Origin of the sequence: Streptomyces phyllanthi (assembly GCF_009377205.1) — a bacterium.
GTDB lineage: Bacteria > Actinomycetota > Actinomycetes > Streptomycetales > Streptomycetaceae > Streptomyces > Streptomyces phyllanthi.
Genome location: NZ_VJZE01000200.1, coordinates 1 through 15,219 on the forward strand (window position 1 = coordinate 1; position 15,219 = coordinate 15,219).

The window sequence follows — 15,219 nt, forward strand, 5'->3', positions numbered from 1 at the left end:
CCTTCCGCCCCTGGCGCAACCACCTCACCCACCCCCACGGCCACGTCCAGCTCCGCCTGGGCCGCGACGGCCTGTGGTACGCCTACGAGTCGGAACCGGGCCGCGAGGACTGGTGGCCCAGAGGCACCCCCGACCTCGACCCGGTGGGCGCCCTGACGGGCCTGGGCGCGGCCGACGAGCCGTAGGGGGCCCGCAGGAAGGCGTGCGGTCCCTGGCCGGGCGGGTGATGCCGGCGCCGACGTGGAGCGGTGCTGTGCAGCCGAGGCCCGCGGTGAGGGCCAGGCCTCCGAGTCAGACGATGCCGGACCCACCGAGTGCCGGACCCACCGAGTGCCGGCGCGATGAGTCCACTCGGCATCCGTCGCTTCTCCGGTCGCGCGCCCGAGGAGTCACAGGGGTACGGCACGTCCCGCCGCGGCCTGCGGGTCGCCCGGATCCCGAACCGCACACACATGTGGCCCGATGCCGGACCGCGCGGCACCGGGCCCCACTGCGCCACCGGTGTCCTAGACCGGCCGGAACCGGTCCGTAGCCGCCACCACGGCTTCCGTCATGGCATCCCCCGACAGCCCGTGCCCCTCCTCGCCGATCAGCACGAGCTCCGCGTCCGGCCACACCTGAGCCAGCCGCCACGCGACATCCGGGGGCCCGCTGATGTCCATCCGCCCGTGGACCATCACACCGGGGATGCCGACGAGCTTCCCGGCGTCACGCAGCAGCGCCCCGTCCTCCAGGAAACCGGCGTGCCGCCAGTAGTGCGTGACGAGGCGGGCGAAGCGCATCCGGAAGCGCGGCTCCTCGTAACGGGGATCGGGCTTGTGGCCCGGGTGGGTGGACACGTGCACGTCCTCCCACCGGCACCACTCCAGCGCCGCCCGCTCCCGTACGGCCGGATCGGGGTCGGCGAGCATCCGGGCGTACGCGTCCACCAGGCTGCCGTCGCGCTCCCGCTCCGGTACGGCATCGCGGAACCGGGCCCATTCCTCGGGGAAGATCCGCCCCATGTCCCGGGTGACCCACTCCACCTCGCGGCGGGTGGTGTTGGTGACGCTGAAGAGCACCAGCTCGGATACACGTCCGGGATGCTGCTCGGCGTACGCCAGGGCGAGGGTCACGCCCCAGGATCCGCCGATGACCAGCCACTTCTCGATGCCCAGGCGCTGCCGCAGCAGCTCGATGTCGGCGATCAGATGGGGGGTGGTGTTGGCGGCGAGCGAGGTCTGCGGATCGGCGGCGTCGGGTGTGCTCCGGCCGCACCCGCGCTGGTCGAAGAGCACGATGCGGTACGCCGCGGGGTCGAACAGCCGGCGCCAGGACGGCCCCGCGCCGGACCCCGGCCCGCCGTGCAGGACGAGGGCGGGCTTGCCGGCGGGATTCCCGCAGGTCTCCCAGTACATGAGGTTGCCGTCGCCGACGTCGAGCATGCCCTGCTCGTACGGCTCGACGGACGGATGGAGCTCGGCCACTGAGACGCACCCTCCTCATATCCAACAGTGCTGTTAGATTATCCCCATGAGGAATCATCCGGACCAGGTCGCCGTGGGCACCCTGCTCCGCCACGTCCTCGAACTGCTCGACGGCGACGTGGCCAAGGTCTACGAGGAGCAGGACCTCGCCGAGTACCGGCCCCGCTTCTCCCCGGTCGTACGGGCTCTCCTGTCCGAAGGCCCGCTCCCGGTCCGCGACCTGGCCGCGGCGGTGGGTGTGACGCACTCGGCCGCAAGCCAGACGGCGGCCCAGATGGCCCGCGCGGGCCTGGTCACCCACACCCCCGACCCGCGAGACGCACGCCGCCGGCTGATCGAGCTCACACCCAAGGCCCATGCCCTGCTGCCGCAGATCAGGGCGGAGTGGGACGCGACGGTGGCAGCGATGGCCGAGCTGGATTCGGAACTCTCCATGCCGCTGGCGGAGTTGCTGACGGAGGTCGCGGACGCGGTGCGCCGCCGCCCGTTCCGGGATCGGATCGCGGCGGCGTACCGGCCCTGAGGGCGCTGCCCCAGCCGTGATCACGAGGCTGCGGCCACGGGGGACGTGGCACCGGTCAGTTCCTCGGCGTCCTCGACAAGCAGGTCATCCACGCGAAGGACCGGGCCGGACTCGTCGTCAACTCCCTCCTGGCGCCCTGCCTGTTGTCAGCGATCCGCATGCTGGAGCCGGGCCTCGCCTTCGCCGACGGCATTGAGGACCGGGCCCCCGCAACCGCTCGTCACCACAGGGCGGCGCCGTGAGACTAGCGCAGAGAAACCGCTTCTGACCTCAGCGAACGGAGCGCATTTCGCGCACAAAGATGCGCCAGTTCGTCGTTGACCGCGGATCCTCGGCGGGGCCAGGGTGATGGAGACATATCGGATTCCGATCACTCGTTTCCGGTCACCGAAGTGAGTCGCAGGAGGCCGTGATGCTCCAGACAGACAGATCCGAACCCATCGAGTTCCGGGAAGACCACGACGCGGTCACAGCGACCACGACTGTGGCCGCCCATCCGGCCGCACCGGCGGGCGGCGGCGAACTGCTCTTCCAGCGCTGCCTGTGGTGCGGCACTCCGGACTACCGCCGTTCGTTCTGCCGTGCCTGCGGGGCCACGGCCTTCCAACGGGAGCGCAGCGCGGGCGCCGGGGTCCTTGTCCGCCGCAGCGGCCAGGCCCCGCACAGCACCTGGCTCGTCGCGATGGACGAGGGCTTCACCGTGGTCTGCCAGGTCGCCGAAACGGCGCCGGTCGTGTTCGCGGTCGGGGCGAGGGTGCGTGTCGTGCGGGCGGTCGCTCCCTTCGAGCAGGGGCTTCCCGTCGTCGAACTCACCTACCGGGCAACGTCTTTCGAGCGCTGGTGAGGACCGGAATTCGAGCGCTGGTGAAGACCGGAAAAGGCTCCGGCCAAGTCACGTCCTCGTAGTCGGGACGATCAGAGAGGAGGGTGCGTGGGCACCCAGTACAACGCGCCGGACGAACGGGCCGGCGCAGTCGACGGGGCGGGCCGGGGCGCGCTGGACGGTCTGCACATCGCCGACTTCTCCCGGGTTCTCGCGGGGCCCTACGCCACCATGCTCCTCGCCGACCTCGGCGCCGACGTGGTGAAGGTGGAGCGGCCGGGGACCGGGGACGACACCCGGGCCTGGCACCCTCCGGCGGACCACGACGGCACGTCGACCTATTTCCTGAGCGTCAACCGGAACAAGAGGTCCGTCGTCCTGGACCTGACGACCGAGGCGGGGCTCGAACAGGCCCGTGCCCTGATCGCCGGGTCCGACGTACTGGTGGAGAACTTCCGCCCCGGCACGATGGAGCGCCTGGGGCTCGGCCATCGCGAACTCCGCGCCCGGCACCCCGGACTGATCTACTGCTCGATCAGCGGTTTCGGCAGCGGCGCGGGCGCCGCGATCCCCGGATACGACCTGCTCGTGCAGGCCGTCGGCGGCCTCATGAGCGTGACCGGCGACGCGCACGGGGAGCCGGTCAAGGCAGGCGTGGCCCTGGTCGACGTGATCACCGGACTGCACGCATCGCTCGGCATCCTGGCGGCCCTGCGGCACCGGGAGGCCACCGGCGAGGGGCAGCTCGTGGAGGTGAACCTGCTCGGCTCGCTGCTGTCGGCCATGGTCAACCAGGCGTCGGCGTTCGCCGTCGCCGGTGTCGTACCCGGGCGCATGGGCAACGCGCACCCGAGCATCGCCCCGTACGAGACCTTCCCGACCGCCGACCGTCCGCTCGCCCTCGCGGTGGGCAACGACCGCCAGTTCGCGGCGCTCGCCGAAACCGTGGGGGAGCCCGGCCTCGCCGACGACGACCGCTTCCGCACCAATGCCGACAGGGTCGCCCACCGCGAGGAACTGCGGGACATCCTGACCAAGCGGCTCGGCGCCGCGGGCGCCGACCACTGGGCGACCGTCCTGCTGGCCGCCGGGGTGCCCGCCGGACCCGTCAACACCCTCGACGAGGCCTTCGCCTTCGCCCGGAAGCTCGGCCTTCCCGGCATCGTCGACATCCCGGCCGCAGCGGCCGACGCAGAAGGCGGCAGGCCCGCCCGCCAGGTCGCGCACCCCATCACACTGAGCGGGACCCCCGCGCAGTACCGCCTGCCCCCACCCCACCTGGGCCAGCACACCGCGCAGATCCTTCACGGCCCCGCCGGTCCCGCCGGCCCCGCCTCCGCGTGAGACGGCGGGGCGGTCAGCCGACCGCTCGCGCCGCCGGCACCACGACCGAACACCTCGCTCGAACGAGCACCTCGCTCGAACGAACGCCTCCTCGAACACCCAAACCATGACCACAAGGAGCCCCCTATGAGCGGCAAGCCGCTGAAGGACCCCCTCGACCTGCTCGACATCGCCTCCGTCCTCACCGACGAGGAGCGCGAGATCCAGGCCACCGTCGCCAGGTTCCTCGCCGACCGGGTGCGCCCGCACATCGGTGAGTGGTTCGAGAACGCGCACTTCGCCCGTGAACTCGCCCCGGAACTTGGCAAGCTGGGCGTGCTCGGCATGCACCTGGAGGGCTACGGCTGTGCCGGCACCAACGCCGTCTCCTACGGTCTGGCCTGTCTGGAGCTGGAGGCCGCCGACTCCGGCTTCCGCAGCTTCGTCTCCGTGCAGGGCTCGCTGTCGATGTTCTCCATCTGGAAGTGGGGCTCGGAGGAGCAGAAGCAGGAGTGGCTGCCCCGCCTCGCCGCCGGCGAGGCGATCGGCTGCTTCGGCCTGACCGAACCCGACTTCGGCAGCAACCCCTCCGGTATGCGCACGCGGGCCGTCCGTGACGGCGACGACTGGATCCTGAACGGCTCCAAGATGTGGATCACCAACGGCGGTATCGCCGACGTGGCCACCGTCTGGGCGCAGACCGAGGACGGCGTCCGCGGTTTCCTCGTCCCGCGCGGCACGCCCGGCTTCACCACGCAGGACATCAAGCAGAAGATGTCGCTGCGCGCCTCCATCACCTCGGAGCTTTACTTCGACAACGTACGGCTGCCCGACTCGGCGCGGCTGCCGCACGCGCAGGGCCTGCGCGGCCCGCTGTCCTGTCTGAACGAGGCCCGCTTCGGCATCCTGTTCGGGGCGGTCGGCGCCGGCCGCGACTCGCTCCAGGCGGCCATCGAGTACGCCGACTCACGGGTGCAGTTCGACAAGCCGATCAGCGCCTTCCAGCTCACCCAGAAGAAGCTCGCCGACATGACCGTGTCCCTGGGCGGCGCCGCGCTGCTCGCCGTGCACCTGGGCCGTCTGAAGGACCAGCACCGCATCCGGCCCGAGCAGATCAGTGTCGGCAAGCTCAACAACGTGCGGGAAGCGATCGCCATCGCGAGGGAGTGCCGCACGATCCTCGGTGCCAACGGCGTGTCCCTGGAGTACTCGCCGCTGCGCCACGCCAACAACCTGGAGTCCGTCCTGACGTACGAAGGCACGGGCGAGATGCACACGCTGGTCGTCGGTCAGGCGATCACCGGCCAGGCGGCGTTCCGCTGACCACTCAAGGCTGAAGGAAGACGACCGTGAACATCGTCGTACTGGTCAAGCAGGTCCCGGACAGCGGTGCCGAACGCACCCTGTCCACCGACGACCACACCCTCGACCGCGAGGACGCAGACCTCGTCCTGGACGAGATCAACGAGCGCGCCGCGGAAGAGGCCCTGAGGCTGAAGGAGTCGGTGGACGCCGAGGTCACCGTCGTGTCCATGGGGCCCGACTCCGCACTCGAGGCCATCCGCAAGGTCCTGGCGATGGGCGCCGACCGCGGAATCCACGTCTGCGACGACAGACTCCACGGCGCCGACGTGCTGACCACCGCGAAGGTGCTGGCAGCCGCCGTACGGAGGGTGGGGGACATCGACCTCGTACTGGCGGGCAACGCCACCACCGACGGCCAGGCGAGCGCGGTCCCCGCCGTCGTCGCGGACCTGCTCGGCCTGCCGCAGGTGACGCACGCGCGGGAACTGACCGTGGACGCGGGACGGGTGCGCGCGGAGCGCCAGACCGAGAACGGTGAGGCGACGCTCGACGCACCGCTGCCCGCGCTGGTCAGCGTCACCGAGAAGATCAACGACCCGCGCTACCCCTCGTTCAAAGGGATCATGGCCGCGAAGAAGAAGCCGGTGGACACCGTCGACCTCGACGACCTGTTCCCCGACGCGGACGACGCCGGGTTCCTCGTGGCCCGCACCCGTGTGGTGGAGGCCGTCCCGCGTCCGCCGCGGGCGGCCGGCATCCGTATCACGGACGACGGCTCGGCCGGCCGGCAGCTTGTCGAGCACCTGATCGCCCGGAAGCTCGTCTGAACCGCCCCGACCCCATGGAACGACCGAGCAGCACGGCCAACAAGCATGGCCGACAAGCACGATCAGGCAGCACGACCAGGCAGCACGACCGAGAAGCAGGCACCCATGCCCGATGTCCTCGTCCTCGTCGACCACGACGGGGAACGTGTCCACAAGTCCACGTACGAACTCCTGGCCGCCGCACGGCGACTGGGCGACCCGGCCGCCGTCGTCGTGGGAGCCCCCGGCACCGCGGCGCGCCTCAAGGAGTCCCTCGCCCGCCAGGGCGCCACCAGCGTCTACGCGGCCGAATCCGCCGAGGCGGGCGAGTTTCTCGTCACGCCTGCCGTCGATGCCCTGGAACTCGCGGTCAGGGAAGCTCCTCCCGCCGCCGTTCTGGTCTCCGCGACGACGGACGGCAGGGAGGTGGCCGCGCGTCTCGCCGCGCGGCTGGACTCCGGGCTGCTGATCGACGCCGTTGACCTGGACTCCTCCGGCGTGGTCACCCAGATCGTCTTCGGAGGGTCGTACACCGTGCGCTCCCAGGTCACCCACGGCGTACCGGTGATCACGGTGCGCCCGGGGGCCTTCGAGCCGGAGGAGCACCCGGGGGAGGTGGCGGAGCGGGCACTCACACTGCCGGCGACGGATCCCGCGGCATCCGCCCGTATCACCGCCCGGCGCGCAGCACCCGCGGGCGACCGGCCCGGGCTCACCGAGGCGGCCGTGGTCGTCTCCGGAGGCCGCGGTGTCGGAGCAGCGGACGGCTTCAAGGTGGTGGAGGAGCTGGCCGACGCCCTGGGCGGCGCGGTGGGCGCCTCGCGTGCCGCCGTCGACGCCGGTTACTACCCCCACCAGTTCCAGGTGGGGCAGACCGGCAAGTCCGTCTCCCCGCAGCTGTACATCGCCCTGGGTATCTCCGGAGCCATCCAGCACCTTGCCGGGATGCAGACCTCCAAGACGATCGTCGCGGTCAACAAGGACCCGGAGGCGCCGATCCTCGACCTCGCCGACTACGGCGTGGTGGGCGACCTGTTCGCGGTGGCGCCCCAGCTCACGCAGGAAGTGGCCGCCCGCCGCGCGGTCGGCTGACGCGGTTCGCGTCGCCCGTGGCCTTCCGGCTCGCCGAGCTCCGCACGAACATGGAAGCCACCTTGCGCGGCATCAAGTCGCCCGTCGTAGAAAGCCGGCTGGGAGACATCCGAAGACGCAGTGCGTTCCGGCCCCGGACCATGTGGTTCGGGGCCGGAGTCGTAGGCATGTCGGGGGCCGGCCTGCGCGACGGGGTGCAGGCGCTGGAGAACCGGACGGATGACAACGTGGTGGCCGCGCTGCGGTGTGATCCGCCGTGGAAGGCAGCCTGCGGGCTGGGCCCGTACGACCCCGGTTTCGATGCGTCGCTGTTCCTCTGCCGCGGCCGACCGCCGAACGGTGGCCACTCAGGACACAGTGCCGCAGCTGATCGCCGCCATCCGGGGGCGATCAGCCAGGTGCCCGGTGCCGCAGGCGGCTGCGTGGCCGGAACGAAGCGGGCGCGCGGCTTCGGAAGAGTCGCCCAGGATGGCCCGACGCGGGAGGTCCCTCGTCCCCTCACGTGCAGGGAGGGGACGAGGGACCTCCCGCGTCGGCTGTCGGACCGTCAGGCGGCCAGGCGCCGGAAGCGGCTGCCGTGGAACACCAGCGGGGCCCGGTCGGGTTCGGCCCTCAGGCCGTGGATCTCCAGCAGGACGATCGTGTGGTCGCCCCCGGGAAGCTCGGCGTACACCGAGCAGTCCAGCCAGAGGCTGGCCCCGTGGATGTACACGCTGCCGTTCTCGGCGGCTTCCCACTCGACGCTCGCGAACCGGTCCCCGTCCTTGCCGGCCAGCGACCGGCAGACCGTGTCCTGTCCCTCGGTGAGCACGCTCACGCCCAGGCGGTCCCGCTCGCGCAGCCGGGGCCACGTCGCCGAGGTGTCCTGCATGCAGACCGAGACCAGGGCGGGTGACAGCGAGACCGGGGTGAAGGTGCTCGCGACCATGCCCACGGGCGCTCCGGAACCAGATCCGGAACCACGTGCGCACAGGGCCGTGACACCGGACGGGAAGCAGCCGAAGGCCCGGCGCAGTTCGAGGGGATCCGTCGCCGTGTCCAGCGGGCTCATCGGGCGTCCCCCTGCCCCGACAGGACCGCGCCCAGCTTCCGCATCGAGCCGTTGTTGCCGGCCACGTGCTGGGAGACGCAGCGGACGTCGCGCCAGCGACGCTGCAGCGGGTGGGAGCTGTAGAGCCCCGAGCTGCCCGACAGCGTCATGATCTCGTTGAGGATCCGGATGCCCTCGTCGTGGATGTACTCGACGCCGCCGGTGAAGGTGAACCACTCGGTGGAGGTGGGCTGATCGCCCGCGAGGATCCGGTCCATCACGGTGCGGCCGGTGTTCTCCGACAGGGCCGTCAGCGCCGCCGTGCGCACGTGCAGCTCGGCGAGACCCTCCTGGAACACCGGGTCCTCACCGATGACCACCCTCGGGTTGAACGCCGGCCGCTTGGTGGCGGCGAGCTCGGCGAGATCGTCGAGCGCGCCCTGCAGACAGCCGAGGATGACGGCGTCGTGCGAGGCACCGGTCGGCGAGTACGGCAGGTCGTAGAAGGGCGCGGGGATGTTGTTGGCGCCCACCAGCGGGCCGGTGAAGCGCTCGGGCACGAAGACGTCGTCCATCGTGAAGTCGGTGCTCTGCGTGGCACGCAGGCCCACCGCGTCCCAGGTGTCGAGGAACGTGACCTGCTCGGGACGGATCAGTGCGACACGCATGTCCGGGCTGCCGTCCGGCAGCGGGGGCGCACCCTCGACCACGAAGCCCGCGAGCACCCAGTCCGGGGTGAACGAGCCACTGGCCAGCGGCCAGCGGCCACTGAGCCGGTAGCCGCCCTCCACCGGCGTCGCCTTCCCCTTCGGGGCGATCGCCCCACGGAGCATCAGGTCGGCGCCGTCGCCGAAGACCTCCTTCGCAAGCGTCTCCCGGGGCAGCGACCGCACGAAGAACCACGCCATCGAGGCCGCCTGAACGGTCCAGCCGGTCGAACCGTCGGCCCGTGAGATCTCCCGGATCACCCGAGCGGCCTCCACCAGGTCCATCTGCTCGCCGCCCCAGGCCCCGGGCAGGGCCATCCGGAACACACCGGCCTCGCGCAGCGCGGTGATGATCTCCGCGGGGACGGCCCGGGCGGCCTCGGCCTCGGCGGAGCGCGCCGCGATCCCGGGCAGGTGTGCGCGGACGCGGCCGAGCACGCTGTCGTCGGATTCCCGGTCCTGGGACGGAGCGGTCTCGAGCATTGTCGTCATGATGGGTCTCCTCGTTCGGACGAGCGGGGATCCTGCTCGTCGGGTATTTCTCGATCGCGTCGTGCATCCCGTCCGCCGGCTCCCGGGCCGCGTCCCTGACCGCGAGGCAGCGGTTCTGCTGGGCGTCATGGGTATGACTCGTCGTCGGTGCGACCGGTCAAGACGCCGTGCGTCGGGGGCCGCGCACTCTGCCGGGCACGGCCTGCCCGGCGGCCTGTCCGGCGGACGGGCCGGCGGACGGGGCGGCCTGTCAGGGGGTGCGGCCGAAGACCGCACGCCCCAGGACCTGCTCCGGAGCGGACCGGACGGCAGCGAAGGCGGCGGGCATGGCGTGCGCGACAGGACGGGTGCTGCCGTCCGCGGTGCCGGGCAGGGCCGCCCCGGCGGATGCGTGGGGCATGCCCCGGGGTGCGGACTGCGCCGGAGGGAGCGCCTCGGTGGCGGTCATGCGATTCCTCCAGTGGTGCGGGTCCTCCAGTGGTGCGGGTCCTCCAGTGGTGCGGGTCCTCCAGTGGTGCGGGTCCTCCAGTGGAGCGGGCTCCTGTGGCAGGACCGGCGGGACGGGCGCGAGAAGCGCTCAGCGCGGCCTGAAGGGTGGGACCGCGGTGACGTTCCAGTCGGCCGGGGGTGAGGTGTGGTCGTGCTCGTCCTGCACGGACCTCACCGGCGCCTCCTGCCCACTGCCCGAATGATCGGGGCGGGGCAGCATGTCCCGCTTGTTTCTGGGAGCCCGGGTATTTGGCTGTTTGAGAACCGCTTCCGGGCGGCGGCGACGGCCGGCGCGGTGCTCTCGGCGGCGCCCCGGGCATCCGTACCGATCACGGCGGCACAACAGCGTTGTGATCCCTGACACGGATGGTTCAGGAACGCTCGCGGGCACCTAAACTCCAGGCAAAGGAGAGGGCTGGCCGAGCCCGGCTCCCTGGGGCAGTATCCGCCAGGAGGAGAGCCGCATGCCCCGAATGACGACGCCGGACGACGGCGCCACCACCCGAAGACTGGAGAGCTGGCGGGAAGCCGTCAGCCGGAACCTCGTGCCCCTGGAGGTCCTGCCGCGCGAAGGCGCCGACTTCCGTGCCTCACTGCAGTCCGCGCGGCTGGGCCCGGTACAGATGTCGATGATCACGGCCGAACCGCACACCGTCGCGCGCACCCGGCGCCACATCGGATCCGACGCGCCCGACTTCTTCCAGGTCACACTGCAGCTCACCGGGCACGGTGTACTCACCCAGAGGGACCGCCAAGCCCGGGTCGGGCCCGGGGAGTTGGTGATCTACGACACCCGCCATCCCTTCACCTACGACCTCGACCAGCCCCACAGCGGCCTCGTGGTGATGTTCCCGCGCCCCATGCTGCAGTTGACGGAACGCGATCTGGCGCGGGTGACGGCGACTCCGGTGTCGTGCCACGACGGGCTCGGTCTGGTGGTGCGCCCCTTCCTGTACGAACTGGCGCGGCAGGTGGAACACCTCGAGGCCCGCGGCACGTTCCGGCTCGCCGACAACGTGGTCGGCCTGATCGGCACCATGCTGGCGGAGCGCGCCGGCGCGGACCGGGCAGCCGGGGACGACGGCCCGGGCCTGCTCACCCAGCGCATCCTCATCCACATGGAGCAGCGGCTCGCCGACCCCGGGCTGAGCCCTGAGGGGATCGCGGCCGCCCACCGCATCTCCCGCCGCTATCTGTACAAGTTGCTGGCCGAACAGGGGTACACCGTCTCCGGCTGGATCCGGGAACACCGCCTCGCCCGGTGCCGGCGCGACCTCGCCGATCCGGCCATGGACCACCTTCCGGTCGGCGTCATCGGCGGGCGCTGGGGTTTCACCGACCCGGCCCACTTCAGCCACGCGTTCAAGGCGGCCTACGGCATGAGCCCCCGGGAGGCGCGCGCGGCCCGTCATTGACGTCAGCAGGTGTTCCGGAGCGACGAAGCGACCTCTCTGACGGGCACTCGGTCGCTGTGCTCAGCGTCGGCCACTGCCGAGACCGGGACGGTACGTCCCTCGTCGTGCCCTCGTCCTGCCCGCGTGGTGACGGCGGTGACGGCGGTGTGGCGACGGCGGTGACGGCGGTGTGGACGCATGGTGCCCGGCCGCGCCGAACACCGCTCGGCCGTATGCCTCAGGCCGCCCGGTAGTCGAAGAACCCCTGTCCCGACTTGCGGCCCAGAAGACCCGATTCGACCATGCGGCGCAGCAACGGGGGAGGGGCGTACAGCGGTTCCCGGTACTCCTCGTACAGCGCCTCGCCGATCGCCGCCACGGTGTCCAGACCGATGAGGTCGGCCAGGCGCAGCGGGCCCATGGGGTGGGCGCAGCCGGCGATCATGCCGGTGTCGATGTCCTCCGCCGTCGCCGTGCCGGAACCGACCATCCGGACCGCGGCCAACAGGTAGGGAATCAGCAGGGAGTTCACCACGAAGCCCGCGCGGTCCTGCGCGATGATCGTCTTCTTGCCCAGGATCTCGCCGGCGAAGGCACGCACGCGCAGCTCGGTGGCCTTCGAGGTGTGCAGCGAGGGGATGACCTCGACCAGCGGCATGACGGGGACCGGGTTGAAGAAGTGCAGGCCGACCACCGCTTCCGGACGCCGGGTCACGGCGGCGAGCCGGGCGATGGGGATCGATGAGGTGTTGCTGGCCAGTACGGCGGCGGGGTCGGTGAGAACGTCGTCCAGCTGCCGGAACAGCGCGGTCTTGGCCTGCTCGTCCTCGACGGCGGCCTCGATGACCAGGTCCGCGGTGGAGAGCCGTGAGAGATCGTCGGTCACCGCGATTCCGGCCAGGGCATGGGCGCGGTCCTCCGGGGTGAGGGCGCCACGATTCTCCGCCTTGAGCAGGGAGTCCGCCACGCCCGCCAGCCCGGCACGGGCCCTGTCCTCGGTCACATCGCACAGCGTGACGTGCACCCCGGCCCGGGCGCAGACCTCGGTGATGCCCCGGCCCATCTGTCCGGCGCCGACAACGCCCACGTGCTTGATCGATGTCATGTCTTCCTCCGCCTGTCCCTCCGTCCGGCGGCGGTCGTCGACCGCCGGGACCATGTCTGGTGACGTGTTGAGCGTAGGACGGATGCAACCCCTCTGACCTGCTCGGACAGTGCGGTATCCGCGCACAAACGTGCGTGGGTTCGATGTTGACCGGCGCCCTGAACGGACTGCGCGCAACCGGCTTCCGTCCGCTGCCGCACGATGCGGGCGCCGGGTGGTCGACTGCATGCTGACGAGGCGTCAGGCACATGCCGGACGCCTGCTGGGCATCGCGTTTCAGACTGTGACCGTGCCGGCGGCAGCCTCCCGCAGTCGGCGAATGACGCCGCGGACCGCGGGCGAGGTCTCGCCCCTGCGGTGGGCGCCCACCAGACGGGTGGTCAGCGGTATGTCCGCCGACGGACGGTACGCCACCCCCGGGATCCGCACGCGGCGCAGCGAATCGGGGACGAGAGCCACCGCGAGACCACCGCCTACGAGCGTCGGCGCCGCGATGAAGTCCCGCACCGGGGGAGCGCACCGAGGGCTGAAGCCCCCTTGCTCAGCCGCCTCGACAATCTGGTCGCGGCAGCCGTACCCCTCGTTCACCGGCCGTGCGTGTGGTCGGCGTGTGTGTGGGAGGGATGGACACCCCGCGGCGGTGTCAGGGCAGAACAGGACCGCCGCGGGGTGAGTCTGTGTGTCAGGGTTGGGGCCCTTCTGAAGGGCCCCAACCGGTGAAAGAGGGGCCGGGCGAGCCGGACGCCCGGATCCCCCCTTGGAACCGGCGGTTCAGGGGATCACGACGTAGTTGCTGAACCCGCCGTCGCGGTCCGTGGCGCGTCCAGAGATCGCCTCGTTGACGTTGACCAGCGGGAAGGGCTTGGTGATCAGGTAGGACAGGTCCAGGGCTCCCGTGGCCACCATGTCGACGACTTCCTGCCCCTGCGCGGTGGTGAACCAGTTGGAGCCGATCAGCTGGACCTGCTCGTCCATGAGCCACTTCACGTCCACCGGCAGCCGGTCGGCCACACCGCCGACGTTGACGACCTTGCCGCCCCTGCGGACGCCCTGCATGGAGTCCATCATGGTCTCCACGGGCGCCTTGGCCCCCAGGGCACTGATGACGAAGTCCGCGCCCTCGCCGCCGGTCATGGCTTTGGCCCACTCGCCGGTGGAGCCCTCGCCCAGCCGCATGACCTCGATCCGGTCCGGGGCGAGTTCCTTGACGCGCTTGAGGAGTTCCTCGTTGCGCCCGGTTCCGAGGATCCTGGAGACACCGGAGGCCAGCGCGAGGAGGGTGGAGGCGACGCCGAGGGTGCCGGTGACCCCGTCGATCAGCGCGACCTGACCGGGGCCCGCCGCGGCGTGCTTGAGGGCCCCGTAGGAGGTGCCGATGTAGCCGAGCTTGCCGGCCTGCTCGAACGTCATGTTGTCGGGGATGTTGACGATCGAGTACTGCGGCGCGGTCATGTACTCCGCGAAGCCGCCGTAGGGGTAGAGGTCGAAGATCCGCTGGCCGTCACGCGAGGTGCTGAAGTAGCCGTTCAGGGTGAAGTAGCGGCACCGGCTGAGCTCGCCGCCGCGGCACACCTGGCAGCTGCCGCAGGACCGCAGAGGGCTCACATAGACGCGGTCGCCGGGTTTGGTGTTGAGCACCGCCTCGCCGACCGCCTCGACCACGCCCGCGGGATCCAGACCGAAGATCGCGGGGAGCTTCGGCAGCGGCTGGTGCGGGTACCACGTGGGCCAGTTGTTGATCACGTTGGCCATGTTCGGCACGATCCCGCACGCCTTGACCCGCACGAGCACGTCGGTCGGCCGGGGGGCGGGCACGTCGATCGTGTCCACGGACATCGGCTCACCGAGCGCGTGCAGTCGTGCAGCGAGCATCTTCGCCATTGAAATACTCCTTGAAACCGCTCCGTCCCGACGATCCGGGGCGGAGACATCCTTTGCGGCGACCGAGGCGGCGGATGGGCGGCTCGGTAATCACGTCCTGTGCGGTGAAGGGCCTTACGGCTCTGACAACGGGCCGTTCGGCGCCGGAAACTACGAATTCGCGAACGGGTCCGGATAGTTGTCCTCGAGGTCGATGCCCAGCAGCCCCATAATGCGGACGCCGGAGTTGTACCAGGCGATGGACAACGACAGTTCGACCATCTGCTTGTCCGTCAGGTGGTCGGCCGCGGCCCGCCATGTCTCCTCGGAGACATCGACCCGGACTGTGGACTCCTCGGCGAGGCGCATCACCGCCTTCTCGGTCTCGTCGAACAGGTCGGACGACTCGAAGTCGGCCACCGCCGCGAGCTGTTCCTCGGTGAGTCCGGCCTTGAGGCCGTGCGACTGGTGGTGCGCGACCTCGTACGCGGACCGGGTCGCGTACCCCACGGTCAGAATGGCCAGTTCACGCAAGCGGGGGCTGAGGTCGGCGGCCCGCAGGGAGTTGGCGTAGGTGAGGAAGGCGTCCAGTTGGGTGGGGGCGTTGGTGAGGGCGAGGAAGATGTTCGCGGTCGGTACCTTGCGTTCGGTCTCCAGCCGGTCGTACAGCGGCTTCAGGGACTCGTCCGCGTCCTCGCGGCGAAGGTAGGGCACTCGCGCCATGGCGTCTCCTTGGGGGACGGACATACGAAGGGGCAGGGGAAGGGAGCCTGCGAAAGGGCAGGGGAAGGGGGCCTGCGAAAG

General features: G+C 70.9%; 15 protein-coding genes and 1 pseudogene. 8 read left to right on the forward strand and 8 right to left on the reverse strand.

All coding sequences use genetic code 11. The annotated features are described in order from the left end of the window. A pseudogene (locus FNH04_RS25290) lies at window positions 1-185 on the forward strand (hypothetical protein); the annotation flags it as partial. Window positions 186-506: 321 nt separating this feature from the next. Here FNH04_RS25290 and pip read toward each other — a convergent pair. Next, entirely contained in the window at window positions 507-1,466 is a 960-nt protein-coding gene (gene pip, locus FNH04_RS25295) for a prolyl aminopeptidase (RefSeq protein WP_322723813.1), read from the reverse strand. A 46-nt stretch (window positions 1,467-1,512) separates the two neighbouring features. Between pip and FNH04_RS25300 the strand changes: the two genes are divergently transcribed. From FNH04_RS25300 to FNH04_RS25325, 6 genes are all read left to right on the forward strand, one after another. Beyond that, window positions 1,513-1,989: a MarR family winged helix-turn-helix transcriptional regulator gene (locus FNH04_RS25300; RefSeq protein WP_152788015.1), complete on the forward strand. Its 477-nt coding sequence runs from the start codon at window positions 1,513-1,515 to the stop codon at window positions 1,987-1,989. A gap of 412 nt (window positions 1,990-2,401) precedes the next feature. After that, window positions 2,402-2,833 (forward strand): zinc ribbon domain-containing protein, encoded by a 432-nt coding sequence (locus FNH04_RS25305; RefSeq protein WP_152788017.1) that lies wholly within the window; start codon window positions 2,402-2,404, stop codon window positions 2,831-2,833. A gap of 87 nt (window positions 2,834-2,920) precedes the next feature. Next, a complete protein-coding gene (locus FNH04_RS25310; RefSeq protein ID WP_322723815.1) occupies window positions 2,921-4,156 on the forward strand; it encodes a CaiB/BaiF CoA transferase family protein in 1,236 nt (411 codons plus the stop codon). Window positions 4,157-4,282: 126 nt separating this feature from the next. Then, window positions 4,283-5,458 carry an acyl-CoA dehydrogenase family protein gene (locus tag FNH04_RS25315; protein ID WP_152788019.1) on the forward strand — a complete coding sequence of 392 codons (1,176 nt, stop codon included), beginning with the start codon at window positions 4,283-4,285 and terminating at the stop codon, window positions 5,456-5,458. Window positions 5,459-5,484: 26 nt separating this feature from the next. Then, window positions 5,485-6,267, forward strand: a complete 783-nt coding sequence (locus FNH04_RS25320) for an electron transfer flavoprotein subunit beta/FixA family protein (RefSeq protein WP_322723816.1) — start codon at window positions 5,485-5,487, stop codon at window positions 6,265-6,267. 105 nt (window positions 6,268-6,372) lie between these two features. Then, window positions 6,373-7,338: an electron transfer flavoprotein subunit alpha/FixB family protein gene (locus tag FNH04_RS25325; RefSeq protein ID WP_152788021.1), complete on the forward strand. Its 966-nt coding sequence runs from the start codon at window positions 6,373-6,375 to the stop codon at window positions 7,336-7,338. 547 nt (window positions 7,339-7,885) lie between these two features. Here FNH04_RS25325 and FNH04_RS25330 read toward each other — a convergent pair. The 3 genes from FNH04_RS25330 to FNH04_RS25340 form a co-directional block, all read right to left on the reverse strand. Beyond that, complete coding sequence (locus FNH04_RS25330; protein ID WP_152788023.1) at window positions 7,886-8,389, reverse strand: flavin reductase family protein; 504 nt, start codon at window positions 8,387-8,389, stop codon at window positions 7,886-7,888. Continuing rightward, window positions 8,386-9,567 (reverse strand): acyl-CoA dehydrogenase family protein, encoded by a 1,182-nt coding sequence (locus FNH04_RS25335; protein WP_152788025.1) that lies wholly within the window; start codon window positions 9,565-9,567, stop codon window positions 8,386-8,388. Before FNH04_RS25335 ends, FNH04_RS25330 begins: the two co-directional genes overlap by 4 nt. A 250-nt stretch (window positions 9,568-9,817) precedes the next feature. Continuing rightward, entirely contained in the window at window positions 9,818-10,015 is a 198-nt protein-coding gene (locus tag FNH04_RS25340; RefSeq protein ID WP_152788027.1) for a hypothetical protein, read from the reverse strand. Window positions 10,016-10,520: 505 nt separating this feature from the next. Between FNH04_RS25340 and FNH04_RS25345 the strand changes: the two genes are divergently transcribed. Then, the gene (locus FNH04_RS25345; protein WP_152788029.1) at window positions 10,521-11,471 is read left to right on the forward strand and encodes an AraC-like ligand-binding domain-containing protein; all 951 of its coding nucleotides are present in this window, start codon (window positions 10,521-10,523) and stop codon (window positions 11,469-11,471) included. Window positions 11,472-11,688: 217 nt separating this feature from the next. Here FNH04_RS25345 and FNH04_RS25350 read toward each other — a convergent pair whose 3' ends face one another. The 4 genes from FNH04_RS25350 to FNH04_RS25365 form a co-directional block, all read right to left on the reverse strand. After that, the gene (locus tag FNH04_RS25350; protein ID WP_152788031.1) at window positions 11,689-12,555 is read right to left on the reverse strand and encodes a 3-hydroxybutyryl-CoA dehydrogenase; all 867 of its coding nucleotides are present in this window, start codon (window positions 12,553-12,555) and stop codon (window positions 11,689-11,691) included. 276 nt (window positions 12,556-12,831) lie between these two features. Continuing rightward, complete coding sequence (locus FNH04_RS25355; protein ID WP_322723818.1) at window positions 12,832-13,143, reverse strand: LysR substrate-binding domain-containing protein; 312 nt, start codon at window positions 13,141-13,143, stop codon at window positions 12,832-12,834. 183 nt (window positions 13,144-13,326) lie between these two features. Continuing rightward, the gene (locus tag FNH04_RS25360) at window positions 13,327-14,436 is read right to left on the reverse strand and encodes an alcohol dehydrogenase catalytic domain-containing protein (RefSeq protein ID WP_194236808.1); all 1,110 of its coding nucleotides are present in this window, start codon (window positions 14,434-14,436) and stop codon (window positions 13,327-13,329) included. Between the two features lie 150 nt (window positions 14,437-14,586). Continuing rightward, a complete protein-coding gene (locus tag FNH04_RS25365; protein WP_152788033.1) occupies window positions 14,587-15,138 on the reverse strand; it encodes a carboxymuconolactone decarboxylase family protein in 552 nt (183 codons plus the stop codon). Window positions 15,139-15,219 lie beyond the last annotated feature (81 nt).

Coding starts and splice junctions, on each gene's coding strand:
- FNH04_RS25300 (WP_152788015.1), top strand. CDS start 1,513: ATGAGGAATCATCCGGACCAGGTCGCCGTGGGCACCCTGCTCCGCCAC.
- FNH04_RS25305 (WP_152788017.1), top strand. CDS start 2,402: ATGCTCCAGACAGACAGATCCGAACCCATCGAGTTCCGGGAAGACCAC.
- FNH04_RS25315 (WP_152788019.1), top strand. CDS start 4,283: ATGAGCGGCAAGCCGCTGAAGGACCCCCTCGACCTGCTCGACATCGCC.
- FNH04_RS25325 (WP_152788021.1), top strand. CDS start 6,373: ATGCCCGATGTCCTCGTCCTCGTCGACCACGACGGGGAACGTGTCCAC.
- FNH04_RS25330 (WP_152788023.1), bottom strand. CDS start 8,389: ATGAGCCCGCTGGACACGGCGACGGATCCCCTCGAACTGCGCCGGGCC.
- FNH04_RS25335 (WP_152788025.1), bottom strand. CDS start 9,567: ATGACGACAATGCTCGAGACCGCTCCGTCCCAGGACCGGGAATCCGAC.
- FNH04_RS25340 (WP_152788027.1), bottom strand. CDS start 10,015: ATGACCGCCACCGAGGCGCTCCCTCCGGCGCAGTCCGCACCCCGGGGC.
- FNH04_RS25345 (WP_152788029.1), top strand. CDS start 10,521: ATGCCCCGAATGACGACGCCGGACGACGGCGCCACCACCCGAAGACTG.
- FNH04_RS25350 (WP_152788031.1), bottom strand. CDS start 12,555: ATGACATCGATCAAGCACGTGGGCGTTGTCGGCGCCGGACAGATGGGC.
- FNH04_RS25360 (WP_194236808.1), bottom strand. CDS start 14,436: ATGGCGAAGATGCTCGCTGCACGACTGCACGCGCTCGGTGAGCCGATG.
- FNH04_RS25365 (WP_152788033.1), bottom strand. CDS start 15,138: ATGGCGCGAGTGCCCTACCTTCGCCGCGAGGACGCGGACGAGTCCCTG.